Consider the following 12,014-nt stretch of genomic DNA (forward strand, 5'->3'; position numbering starts at 1 on the left):
TGGGGTGATTTTATGTTATTCTCCTACTACAGGGAAACCGAGTTGGAGCAGTGGATCAGCGGCAAATATTTACAACATGGGATTGCGAGCACGGCCGAGCATGATATCGAGCATATCGCCCAGGCATTTGGCGTGGAGCTCGTTTACGAGGAATGCCCCTCTTTTTCCGATAACGAGGAGCAGGTGATTTTTCTCAATAAATATGCGGATGATGTGACGGCGAGAGTGATCTTTTTCCATGAATTATGCCATGTACTGAGACATGCAGGGGACCAGAGGAGGATGCCCGTCCTATTCAAAAATGCGCAGGAAACCGAAGCGGAACAGTTCGTGCTGTACGCGGCGATTCCTTTTTACATGTTTGCGAAGCTGCCTGTTCCCGATCAGCATTGCGAGGCGATTCCATTTCTCGCCGAAACCTTCCGCGTTCCGTACGAACTGGCCGAACACAGGCTGGATCAGATCCAGCGGCGGGTATTGCACGGAAGCCTGATGGCCGCCGCCAAGGAAGCGGACCGCCAGCACCAGCAAGTGAGCGGCTGGTCCGGGGAAACCAGACGAGTATTGGCCCAACTGGAGAAGCAGTTAAGCGGCAGCGGAAAGCGAGGAAGATAGAGTGCGTTTGGCTTTATACTGCGACTTCGTCCTCGACGGGATACGCCCTTTGCAGCTAGTGATCCTTACTCAGCCCGGTGAGCTGGACTGGACGGAGATTTTGTATCTGCCGCTATCGGGTCCGTTTGAGCGGTTCGAGCCCGAGCAGTTCGATGACAAGATCGGCGCATCCGTGCTGCTGGAGGATCTTGTCCTGAAACGCGGGGGGAATGAGGAACTTGGGGTCGTGCTGCCCAACCTCGCCCTCCGGCACCCCGGAGCCGACATCACATTGCTGGTGATCCAAATCAGCGATGCGGAGGAAGTGCTGGAGTATAAATGGGGAGACCGATTGATGGAGGACGGGTGGATTGAATAAGATTTCGGGTCACAAAGAAACCTGTTAACGCTCTACATGCACCCGGCCGCTCAAAATGCTCTGCACCGCTTCCCGGGTCGGCAGGCCTTCCCAGTCGCCGGGAGCCTGGATAACCATGGAGCCGATCAGATTGCCGAGCCGCACCGCGTCTCTGAGATCATTTCCCTGTTGCAGCCCCGCCAGAAAGCCAGCGCAGAATCCGTCGCCCGCTCCGACCGAATCGACGACCTGCTCCACCGGAAAATACGGGACGCTCGACAACTCTCCATTCTGCAATATGTAAGTCTCACGGTCGCCGCCTTTGATGATTTTTACACCCGGTAGCTTATTCAACTCGGGAACCAGCTCTTCAAGATGTTCTTTGCTATAAAGCAGCCGAAGTTCGTCCAGGCCCGGCAAGAAGTAATCCGCCTGCCCGGCGAGCGCGAGCAAAGTGTCTCTGGCCTCATCCGGGCTCCACAGCTTCAGCCGCAGATTGGGGTCGAAGCTTATTTTAGTTCCATGCTTCTTGGCCAGTTCCACCGCCCGGAAGATCGTTTCCCGGCTCGTGTCGCTGAGAGCCGCGGTGATGCCGGTCACGTGCAAAATTTTGGCGGAGGCGATGTAAGCTTCATCGAGATCCTCCGGCGACATCATGCTCGCGGCGGAGTGACGGCGGTAATAGTATACCGAATTGTTGCCGAAGGCCTTCTCCCGCAGCATCAATCCGGTTGGAGAATCCTCGGCAAGGCCTGCACGAGACACGTCGACTCCTTCACCGCGGATCGCCTTGTAAATACGGCGGCCCAGCGGGTCGTTTCCCAGCCGGCCAAACCAGCCGGACCGGCAGCCCAGCCTTGCCAGGCCGATGGCGACATTGCTTTCCGCTCCGCCGAAGGACAAATTCAGTTCGGAGCCGTAATCCAGGCCCCGTCGATCGTCCGAAATCAACAGTCCCATCGATTCTCCGAACGTAATCACATCAGGCGCCACAGCTGCTTCCACTGTCATGGCATGTTTCATGTCCATTCGCTCCTTTAACTATTTTTCTAAAGGTACTCGTCTTGTAACCACCATTTCCGTTCGCCCTCACAGCCGACAAACACCCGCTCTTTACTCCAGAAGGATCCGCCGGCGTCAGAACATTCCGCCCACTTTACCCTTTGCGGACGCAATGCATCGGCCTTTGAGGTGTCATATTCGCCATAGCCGACCGTCGTCTCATTGGCCGGGTCATTCCAGTTATCCCAGCCCTCCGGGTGAATGTGGCTGCCCGCCCTGCAGTTTACGAATACGGTTTTGGCATGAGGCCGCCATGGACGCCCCAGATAAACCGAGCCTTCCGGCACATCCTGGGCCGCAGTCAAGTAACATTCCCGAAAAATCAATCCATAGCGCTGTTCCTTTAATGTGGAGGCCGCTGTAATATATCCCGAGCCGCCCTCTTTCGCATGGCGCAGACTCCGGATTTCGCAATGCTCAAAATACGCCGTAGCCCCGCCAAATATAAAATCCACCGTGCCCTCGATCAGGCAACGGCGGTATATTTGTCGGCAATTGGCATGCCGCTCCCTTAACACGATGCCGCCAAACTCCGGCCGATCTTTCGGAGACGGAGGCAGCGGCCCGGTGAATAACGTATCCTGATGGCCTTTCAGGATGCAGTTGCTGAACACGGTATAATCACAATGGGCATATACGGCCAGCGCCTGCCCGATGTCATCCCCTTGTCCTGCCGTATTAGCGATGACCAGATTTTCAAGAAGCAGGCGGCTGCCTCCCAAAAATAAGGTCGGCGTAGCGAACGTGCCGATCTCTTCCCCGCGCTCATCCCGCTCCCGGGCATAACGGTTCATAACGATCTCGACTTGTCCAATGCCGATCAGGGCCAGATTCGAGCGATAGATCTTTACCGATTCTTCATAGACGCCCGGTAAAATATGAATCTGCGCGGAAACTTCAGACGGTTTACGTTCCAGAAAATCAACCGCCTCCTGAATGTATGCGAAATCACAAAATGGTTCCTTTCCCACAAGCAACTTCATATCTCCATGAAACCTCCAGTTTCCACTTAACTAAAACAAATCTATGGTGCAATGATACGCCAGCCAAGCTCAATCGGTCGCATCCGATCTTATCTCTCCAGTAAATGCTTCGTCAGAAACGGAACCCAGGCCGCGCGCATCGCCGCGGTCTCCATATGGCCGCCACCGCCGAGAACGGGCTGCCAATACTCCGACTTCCCGGCATCATTATAGGCCTCATGGAGCCCGGAAGCGAGCAGCTCCACACCTTCAACCGGACAAAGCCGGTCGTTCCGCCCGACCAGGCTCATCCTGGGCCGCGGCACGATCAGCCTTTGAATATCCAAAGTCGAAAAATGCTTCAACAAGCCTGGTACATAGGAGTAGAAGCCATGGTGGTCCAGCCCTCTTTTGGCAATCAGGGTTCCCGCCTCCACCTGCCCGCAGATGTCGATCGTCACCTTGATCCGTTCATCGACCGCAGCCAACCACCACGCCATCAGGCCGCCCATGGACATACCGATCGTGGCGACCCGGGAGCTGTCGATATCCCGCCTGCTGCACATATAATCGAGCAAACGGCGATTGTCGTACAGCATCATGCCCCACATGACCCGGCCGTTCCACAGCATCTCCTTGACCAACTCGCTTTCGGTCTTACCGCCGCGCTCATTGAAGGCCCACATATCGATGCAGCAGACCGCGCAGCCCAAGTCGGTGAGCACCTTAGCAAACGAAGGCTCCTGCAGATAGGGGCTGCTCACAATCATCTCTTTGCGGCCGTTCCCGTAATTTCCGCCATGGGAATGATTAAAGATCACAAGCGGAAACGGCCCGCTGCCTTCCAGGGGTTTGGCCACGTAACCCGGCACCGGCTCCATTCCGTTCAATTCCAGCTGCAGCGTTTCAAGCACATACCCGTCCCGCTCCTCGACCTTCAGGACTTGAGCCGTTATCGGCTCTTCCGGCGGCAAATCCCCCAGCAATTCGAGCAATTTCTTCCGTGCCTCTTGCGGACCCCACTTCATGCGGCGGCTCCCTCCTTTCATCTCCTATAACTTAACTTTGTCTATCTCTGCCTTGATACCGGAAATAGTCAAAGTCGGCATAGATTCCGCCGAACATGTTCATGTCATGGGCTGCGATGCCGATGAAGTTGCCGGTAAATCCGCCCGAGAGAAAACCTATATGCCGGGCGTCTCCCCAAGCATGCCATTCGTCCTGATCGTCCGCCCGGTAATAGAATTGTCCCTTTGCACCGGTAACGTCAACGGCCAGTTGGACCGCTCCGTCGCCGCTCCATTCCATCACGACAGGCTCGAGCTCAAATTCATCCCTTTCGCAGCGCATAAGCCTTAGTACCTTGCCTCTTCCCTCTTCATGGCTGACGTAGGCATACCAATAATTATCCTCGTTCAAATAGAGCATCAGCCCGGCCATTTGCAAATAGGAAACCGGATCAAATTCCACCTTCGTCTCCGCACGAAACGACTTGTCCGTTTGACGTATCGCCAGGATATGGTGATTAAACAAGCTTTGTAGCGATTCTCCCGCTTGAATCCTCAGGTAACCCGCTCTGGCCGACAGCGAACACCAGCTTTCATCCGCCAGAATTCGAAGCGTATTCCAGTTCTTTTTCAAGCCGGGACCCGTAAAATCATCTTCAAAATCCGTCACCGTCACTTTCGGTGTGAAATTGAGTCCTTTTGGCAGCGGCACCCGAAGCTGCGGGGCGTTACCTCCCGCAGTTAAGCGGAGCCAGCCCTGTTCGTCCCAGTACACCTGCTGCAGAGCGGTTTCCCTTCCCAAGATGGCATATTCGCCTTCTACCGGACGCGTGCACAAATGCGCCATATACCATTCGCCCTGTGGCGTCTCTATTAAACTGCCATGCCCGGCGCATTGAAGCTCCAATTCAGGATGATTTCGCGAAGTCAGCATCGGATTCTGCGGATCCACTTCATATGGGCCGAGCAGTTCCTTGGAGCGAGCCACCGTAACGGCGTGCCCGGAGCCGGTTCCTCCTTCGGCCGTAATGAGATAATAGTAGCCGTTTCGCTTGTAGATATGAGGCGCTTCCGTTTTTTTCAGCGGTGTACAATCAAACAGTTTTTTGGGTTCACCAATCAACTTGCCTTGCAAGGAATCATACTCCTGGATCACGATTCCGCTCGATTTGTTGCCTTCGGTGATCCGGTAATCCCACAGGCAATTGAGCAGCCATTTACGGCCATCTTCGTCGTGATACAAGGACGGATCGAATCCGCTGCTGTTCAAATATACCGGCTCCGACCAAGGGCCATGGATCGACGGAGCCGTTATCAAGTAATTATGGCAATCCTTAAAAGGACGCTTCGTGCTTTTCACATCGGTGTACATCAGATAAAATAAACCGTCATGATAACTAAGCTGTGGAGCCCAAATGCTGCAGTTTTTCGGGTTACCCCTCAAATCCACTTGATGGGTTAGCGGATCACTGCAGTGTTCCCAATCGGCGAGATTGCTCGACTCATAAATCCGGACGCCGGGGAGCCATTCGAATGAAGAAACCGCGATATAATAAACCTCTTCCACTCGTACAATACAAGGATCCGGGTTAAAGCCCGGCAGAATTGGATTTTGAATAAAGCCTGCCTTGTTTCCTTCGCCATTCACCATCATCAGCCTCCTCTAAGCCTCTTCCTCGCCCGGATTACTCGGCGGAACAGTAACCTGCTCCAACAGCATTTCTTCCTGCTTCGTATTTCTGGACTCGCAATGTTCCACGACGACCCGCTCTCCATTCTCCACATGAATTGCCGGTCCCTCATGTTTTTCGATCGTGACATGGTGGAAGCGGATATCCCTTACGTTACCGAGGAAGAAGCCTCGATTGTTCATTTCGCGGATGCCCGTCATCATGGCCGGGACTCCCGGAATTGCATTCTCCGCCATGGAAATATCGATATGGTCGAACGTAATTTCGGAAATGTATTGCTCGGCAAGACCGTATAGGAATCCCGCAGCCGCATGCACCCGGCGTGCGGTAATATTCGCAAAGTGGATGCGCCGGAAGCGAGGCGTCTCCTCCGTCACGGGATAAGGATTTTTGTCCCAGACGTATTTGTCTTTGCCGCGCGGCCCGCAGAAATAATAAAGATTCAGAATAAAGGGGCACAGGACATCATCCATGACGATATTGCTGATGCGGATATCCTCCACGATTCCCCCGCGTCCGCGGCGGGATTTCAGGCGAATGCCGCGGTCGGTATGCTGAAATACGCAGCCCGTGATCGTAACGTTACGGATATCTCCGCTCATCTCGCTGCCCAGTACCACGCCGCCGTGTCCATGAACCATCGTGCAATTCGCGATCGTAATGTTTTCGCAGGAGATCCGCTCCGCAGTATCCTCGGTGCCCGCCTTGATCGCGATGCAGTCGTCGCCCACATCGATATGGCAGTTGCTGATCCGCACGTTCCGGCATGATTCCGGATCGATACCGTCCGTATTCGGCGAATCGGCAGGGTTCCAAATGGATAAATTGTCGATCGTAACGTCATGGCATCGGATCGGGTTCACGGTCCAGCTCGGCGAATTGACCAGGTTCAAATCTCTCAACGTCACCCTGCGGCAGCCGTCAAAGCTGATCAGCTTCGGCCGGGGATATTCCAGCTCCTCCGGCGTGTTCCGCTTCTTGTCCCACCATGGCTGGCCGTTTCCGTCGAGCTTGCCGCTTCCCGTAATCGCGATATTCTCCAGATCCTGGCCGAAAACACATGACGCATGCACCTGCTGCAGCACGCCCTCCCAGCGGGAGGTTACGACCGGATAGTGCTCGGGATTCGTGCTGAAGGACAGCACGGCACCGGGACTCAGATTCAGCTCGATATAGCTTTTCATAAAGATCGCGCCCGTCACATACGTACCCGCCGGAACGAATACAGTTCCTCCACCTGCGGCTCCGGCGGCATCGATTGCGGATTGAATAGCCGCTGTTGACAAGGTTTGCCCGTCGCCAACCGCTCCGTAATCGGTAATGTCATATACTCGCATGCTTCTTCCTCCTGTTTGCAACGACTTTTATGTCCAAGCGGCATTTCGGCATTTATTGAGCCAGCAACCCTTCAACCTCGGCGCACGCCTGCAGGAACGCCCCGACTCCTTTTAAATCGTTCGTAATGATAGGCTCGCTGATGTAATACGCATAGGTGCCGTCCCGGCGGTCCTCTCCGCCTAAGCCTGCCACCATGCAGTTTTTGTTCAGATTGACCCAGCCCTCTTTCGTTTCCAATACGAATTCAACGATCAAGCCCTGAAATGCCGAATCCAATGTCTCCCGCCAGCCGTCCCCTTCCAGAATCCCTAGCCGGATTCCCTTGGCAATGGCAAACACGATCATACTGGAAGCCGAAGCCTCCAAATAGTTGCCTTTGCGTCCGCCCATATCTACAACCTGATACCATACGCCGCTGGCCTCGTCCTGATATTTTCTCAAAGCCGTCAGCACATCCCTGAATATCCGGACAAGCTCAGTGTAATCACCGTGCTCCTTGGGCAGCAGCTCCAGCACATCCGCCAAAGCCATCACATACCACCCCAGGGAGCGGCCCCAGAAATTCGGAGACAATCCGGTGGCGGGGTCACACCAGGGTTGAATCTTTTTTTCATCCCAGGCATGATATAACAGCCCGGTTTCAGGGTCCTTCGTATGTTTTTCGCACAGGATAAATTGCTTCGTTACATCGTCCAGTCCTTTTCCCTCTTCAAAAGTCAGCAGGTATTCCAGATAGAACGGCGATCCCATATAAAGTCCGTCCAGCCAAATTTGATAAGGATAGATTTGCTTGTGCCAAAAGGCTCCTTCCGACGTGCGTGGATGACTCGCCAGCTGCGATCTCAGCAGATCGGCCGCCTGCCGGTATTTCTCCAGACCGGTTTCCTCATACAGCATGAACAACAGTTTTCCGTTATTGATATGATCGATGTTGTATTCATCCTTACGGTATCCTCTTACGCTACCGTCTTCTCCGATAAAGTCATCCATGTTGTCCCGGATATACTGAAAATACTTCCGGTCACCCGTCTGCCTCCAGAGCAGCGCAAAACCTCTTAACACCACACCATAATCATATGACCATTTGCCGGCATATCCTTTGCCCTCATGCATCTTCGGCATCCGCTCCATCAGGGATTCCGCTGTTTTAGTAGCCCAACTCATCTGATCTGCACATCCTCCCGGTCAAAAAATGACGGTCCTTGCCACAGATACATGGAAAGGACCCCTTAAAAATTGTCCAAGCTTAAACAATCTGACTATATAAAATGAATTAACAAGCGAACTTAAGAATTGGCTTCTTTATACGCAGCTTCGTACTCGCTAATAATTTTGCTGCCGCCGGACTTTTTCCATTTCTCGACCTCCGCCTTGAAACCGTTCAGATCGATGGATCCGAGAATGTACTTGTAGGTGGCGTCTGTAATGATCTTCTGAAGCTCCGAGCCCATCGTTGTGTAAGTTTCCGATTCCAGCGAATAAACCGGATTCAGAACCGCAAACTCCTCGTTTTCCAGGATCAGTTTGGTAGCTTCGACCTTCAACGGATCCGCATCATGGATTTTGTAACCCGGCTCCTTAGGGCGGGAAGAGGCGAACGGCTGTACTTCCTGTTTCCACAGATCGTTATCCAAAATGGTGACCGCCATATCCCCGTCGATGGAGTAATGAACGCCCTCGATACCGTATGTCATCAGTGCATAAATATCGTCGTCCATCAAATCATTCACGAACTTCAGAACTTGTTTCAGCTCCGCTTCGTCTTTAACTTCCGATTTAGGAAAAGCCAGCAGCCCGCCGATTCCGTTGTTCCCGGCCCAGATGGCCCGGTCGCTTTCATTGCCGGTGGATGTAATATTGTTGACGAGCACCAATTCCATGTCGTCCTGAATACCCTTGGCCAAATTCAGCAGGTTCTTGCCGTCAAACAGGGCGCCGACATAGATGCCCGCTTTACCTTGGGCAAACCCTTCCTGCTGATCCGTCTTCGCCGTAACGGCAAAGTCCTTGTTAATATAGCCGTTATCGTAAGTGGCCTTCATAAAATCCATCGCCTTGACGTAACCTTCGGTCTCAAACTCAGGCGTCATTTTTCCGTCTTCGCTATGTTGCCAATAGTTAGGAGTCCCGAAATAGGAGCCCAGCGTTTTAAATGCCCCGTAAATCAAATCATTCCGGTCGATGAATCCGACGGTGTCCTTTACGCCGTTTCCGTCCGGATCCTGCTCGGTAAAGGCTTTGGCTACTTCCATCAGTTCATCCGTTGTTTTAGGTACCGGAAGCCCCAGCTTATCTAGCCAGTCTTTGCGGATAATGACGCCGTTGCGCGCCACGTCTTTTTGGAAAGGCACCCCGTACAGCTTGCCGGCAATCGAAGCGGACCGCCGCTTGTCCTCGGAAATCGTCGCCAAGTTCGGGAACTCGTCCAGGTAAGGCTCGACCTCCCAGAACATCCCCGATTTCAGAGCGTTTCGAACCGATGAATTGTCCAGAATCGTTAAAGTGACAATGTCGGCCAAAGAATTAGAGGCGAGCGCAGTATTGATCCGCTCTTCCTTTGATGCATCGGGAACCCAGGAAAACTTGATTTTCGTGTTCGTCTTTTCTTCAATGAGAGATTGGACCTTCCCCGTCGGCGTTGAAGCGGTATGCAAAATATTCATCCAAGTGATATTGACCGGTTTGTCTACCGCCGCGTTTCCGCCGTTGGCTCCCGTTTTGGCATTACTGGCGTCAGCAGCGCCGTTGTTTTTCGCCCCGCCGCAAGCCGACAACAAGAAGACACTAGCGAGCAATAGAACTCCCACTTGCTTCATTTTGAATTTCATATTCCTTACCCCTTTTTCTCAAAATTTTATTGGTTGTGCGGTTTAATACACGCCGTCTTCCCCAAATTTCTTCGCCAACTTGTTGGAAGCCATGACCAGGATCAACCCGACCACGCCCTTGAACAATCCGACGGTCGTACTGAAACTCAATTGACCGTTCTTCAAACCGGCGGTGTAAATGTAAGTATCGAATATTTCCGCGACTTCACGGTTCAAGGAATTCAGCAACAGGTACATATGCTCGAAACCAAGATCCAATGTACTTCCGATTTTCAGGATCAGCAGCGTAATAATGACGGGGCGAATTGCCGGCAAGGTGATATGCCATGTTTTTCTCCATCGTCCCGCGCCGTCCATTTCCGCCGCTTCGTAGAGCTGTGTATCCACGACCGTGATGGCGGCCAGATAAATGATCGTCGACCACCCCAGCTCCTTCCAAATGATTTGTCCGATATACATCGTCCGCAGCCACTCCGGAGAGGTCAGGAAGCTGATCTTGTTGAAGCCGAGTACGGCAAGGAGTTCATTAATGACACCGCCGTCCACATTCAGAAACACATACGTGATCGATACGATAATGACCCAGGACATGAAGTGCGGGATATAAATGATGGTTTGCACGGCGCTTTTGAACCATTTGTTCCGCACCTCGTTCAGCATCAGCGCCAAAATAATCGGTAACGGGAAGAAAAACACAATGTTCATCGCAAACAGGATCAACGTATTCCTCAATAGCATGAAGAACGTAGGCTCCGTAAACAATCGTTCAAAATGCTTCAACCCAACCCAGGGGCTTCCCGTAATCCCCAGGTAAGGCTGATAATCCTGAAAGGCGATTACCAATCCTCCCATCGGCAAGTACTTAAATACAATGAAATAGAGAAGCCCGGGAAAAATCATGAGGTATAGAAGCTTGTTGCGTTTTAAGCTGGTGAGGATCGGGGAAGCCTTTCGTTGAAGTTCCGGCTCCACTCTCACGTCCATCGATGCGACACTTGATGCTTTCACTAGTGCGACCTCCTTGGATGTTCCGTTTTACGTCCATTAGCGTACTTGATAGGAGGCATTCCGTATATAATCATTAGATGACAGCGATTACAAAACCCGATTGCAGCAGTATTTTCCGATTGTTCGCCTAACCTGGTGATTACGAACTAAGCTGTTGAGCATTCTCGTTTGTTCAACGCTTTTCGCCGGCCGGAAAAGACCTAAAATGGGGATTATATACGTAATCCTTCTCGCATGGTTAGCTTGTATTGTTAATCGACGAAGAGGAGGATACACAAGTGGCTCAAACTTTACGTAAAAAACAGTCCATCGGCAATCGTATCTTTACGGTTGTCAACAGCACCCTGCTGATTCTCATTGCTTTAGCTTGTCTCTTGCCATTTTTGAATGTCATCGCCAGCTCTTTTGCTTCGACCCAGGAAATGGTGGAAAAGCGTTTCATCTTATTCCCGACCACCTTTTCTCTGGATGCCTACAAATACATTCTTTCGACGCCTACGATCTTTAAAGGATTGGGCGTGTCCGTCGGGGTTACCCTGATAGGAACTCTCCTGAGCATGGCGTTGACTGCCTTAATGGCGTACGGCCTTTCCCGAAGTTATCTTTATGGCAGAAACTCCATCAACTTTATCGTCGTATTTTCGATGCTGTTCAGCGGCGGAATGATCCCTACTTTCCTGGTAGTGAAAGGCGTCCACCTCATCGACTCCTACTGGTCCATGATTATCCCGACCGCGATCAACGCATTTAATCTGATCATTATGCGAAATTTCTTCCAATCCTTGCCCGACGCCCTGGAAGAATCGGCTAAAATAGACGGATGTACCGATTTCGGCGTATTTTTCAAAATCATGCTTCCCCTGTCCCTTCCGTCGATTGCAACCATTTCTCTCTTTTACGGGGTCGCGTACTGGAACACCTACATGAGTGCCATTTTGTATATCAATGACTCCCTCAAATGGCCGATTCAGGTGCTGCTGCGGCAGATCGTCATCGTCTCCAGCGGGATGCAGGGAGATAACAGTTCCGTGGATATCATTCCGCCGGCCCAAACCATCAAGATGGCCGTAATCGTTATCGCTACCTTACCGATGCTAGCCGCTTATCCTTTCGTTCAGCGCCATTTCGTCAAGGGAGCCATGCTCGGATCGGTGAAGGGATAATAA

At 52.3% G+C, this 12,014-nt stretch carries 11 protein-coding genes; 3 read left to right on the forward strand and 8 right to left on the reverse strand.

What is annotated here, in order from left to right; all coding sequences use genetic code 11:
• The first annotated feature begins 12 nt into the window (after positions 1-12).
• On the forward strand, positions 13-615 hold the full coding sequence (locus tag NYE70_RS10040; RefSeq protein WP_211020004.1) for an ImmA/IrrE family metallo-endopeptidase: 603 nt from the start codon (positions 13-15) through the stop codon (positions 613-615).
• 1 nt (position 616) lies between these two features.
• The gene (locus tag NYE70_RS10045; RefSeq protein ID WP_290405985.1) at positions 617-973 is read left to right on the forward strand and encodes a hypothetical protein; all 357 of its coding nucleotides are present in this window, start codon (positions 617-619) and stop codon (positions 971-973) included.
• 24 nt (positions 974-997) lie between these two features.
• On the opposite strand, the gene NYE70_RS10050 is transcribed toward NYE70_RS10045, so the two are convergent.
• The 8 genes from NYE70_RS10050 to NYE70_RS10085 form a co-directional block, all read right to left on the reverse strand.
• Positions 998-1,975, reverse strand: coding sequence for a sugar kinase (locus tag NYE70_RS10050; protein WP_290405986.1), 978 nt, complete (start codon positions 1,973-1,975; stop codon positions 998-1,000).
• A 26-nt stretch (positions 1,976-2,001) separates the two neighbouring features.
• Positions 2,002-2,991 (reverse strand): pectinesterase family protein, encoded by a 990-nt coding sequence (locus tag NYE70_RS10055; protein WP_290406084.1) that lies wholly within the window; start codon positions 2,989-2,991, stop codon positions 2,002-2,004.
• A gap of 95 nt (positions 2,992-3,086) precedes the next feature.
• The gene (locus tag NYE70_RS10060) at positions 3,087-4,004 is read right to left on the reverse strand and encodes a dienelactone hydrolase family protein (RefSeq protein WP_290405987.1); all 918 of its coding nucleotides are present in this window, start codon (positions 4,002-4,004) and stop codon (positions 3,087-3,089) included.
• Positions 4,005-4,035: 31 nt separating this feature from the next.
• Positions 4,036-5,637: a glycoside hydrolase family 43 protein gene (locus NYE70_RS10065; protein ID WP_290405988.1), complete on the reverse strand. Its 1,602-nt coding sequence runs from the start codon at positions 5,635-5,637 to the stop codon at positions 4,036-4,038.
• Positions 5,638-5,646: 9 nt separating this feature from the next.
• Positions 5,647-7,011 carry a glycoside hydrolase family 28 protein gene (locus NYE70_RS10070; RefSeq protein WP_341045864.1) on the reverse strand — a complete coding sequence of 455 codons (1,365 nt, stop codon included), beginning with the start codon at positions 7,009-7,011 and terminating at the stop codon, positions 5,647-5,649.
• A 52-nt stretch (positions 7,012-7,063) separates the two neighbouring features.
• Entirely contained in the window at positions 7,064-8,176 is a 1,113-nt protein-coding gene (locus NYE70_RS10075) for a glycoside hydrolase family 88/105 protein (RefSeq protein ID WP_341045865.1), read from the reverse strand.
• Positions 8,177-8,298: 122 nt separating this feature from the next.
• The gene (locus tag NYE70_RS10080) at positions 8,299-9,840 is read right to left on the reverse strand and encodes an extracellular solute-binding protein (protein WP_341045867.1); all 1,542 of its coding nucleotides are present in this window, start codon (positions 9,838-9,840) and stop codon (positions 8,299-8,301) included.
• A 42-nt stretch (positions 9,841-9,882) separates the two neighbouring features.
• Positions 9,883-10,740: an ABC transporter permease gene (locus NYE70_RS10085; RefSeq protein WP_373316832.1), complete on the reverse strand. Its 858-nt coding sequence runs from the start codon at positions 10,738-10,740 to the stop codon at positions 9,883-9,885.
• Between the two features lie 386 nt (positions 10,741-11,126).
• Here NYE70_RS10085 and NYE70_RS10090 point away from each other — a divergent pair, with 386 nt between their 5' ends.
• A complete protein-coding gene (locus NYE70_RS10090) occupies positions 11,127-12,011 on the forward strand; it encodes a carbohydrate ABC transporter permease (protein ID WP_211020012.1) in 885 nt (294 codons plus the stop codon).
• The last annotated feature ends 3 nt before the right edge of the window (positions 12,012-12,014 follow it).

The sequence above is a fragment of the Paenibacillus sp. FSL R5-0407 genome (assembly GCF_038009185.1).
Classification (GTDB): domain Bacteria; phylum Bacillota; class Bacilli; order Paenibacillales; family Paenibacillaceae; genus Fontibacillus; species Fontibacillus vini.

Excerpts from the sequence above, each read along its gene's own strand:
- NYE70_RS10040 (WP_211020004.1), top strand. The coding sequence starts at position 13 with ATGTTATTCTCCTACTACAGGGAAACCGAGTTGGAGCAGTGGATCAGC.
- NYE70_RS10050 (WP_290405986.1), bottom strand. The coding sequence starts at position 1,975 with ATGAAACATGCCATGACAGTGGAAGCAGCTGTGGCGCCTGATGTGATT.
- NYE70_RS10060 (WP_290405987.1), bottom strand. The coding sequence starts at position 4,004 with ATGAAGTGGGGTCCGCAAGAGGCACGGAAGAAATTGCTCGAATTGCTG.
- NYE70_RS10065 (WP_290405988.1), bottom strand. The coding sequence starts at position 5,637 with ATGATGGTGAATGGCGAAGGAAACAAGGCAGGCTTTATTCAAAATCCA.
- NYE70_RS10070 (WP_341045864.1), bottom strand. The coding sequence starts at position 7,011 with ATGCGAGTATATGACATTACCGATTACGGAGCGGTTGGCGACGGGCAA.
- NYE70_RS10075 (WP_341045865.1), bottom strand. The coding sequence starts at position 8,176 with ATGAGTTGGGCTACTAAAACAGCGGAATCCCTGATGGAGCGGATGCCG.
- NYE70_RS10080 (WP_341045867.1), bottom strand. The coding sequence starts at position 9,840 with ATGAAATTCAAAATGAAGCAAGTGGGAGTTCTATTGCTCGCTAGTGTC.
- NYE70_RS10085 (WP_373316832.1), bottom strand. The coding sequence starts at position 10,740 with ATGATTTTTCCCGGGCTTCTCTATTTCATTGTATTTAAGTACTTGCCG.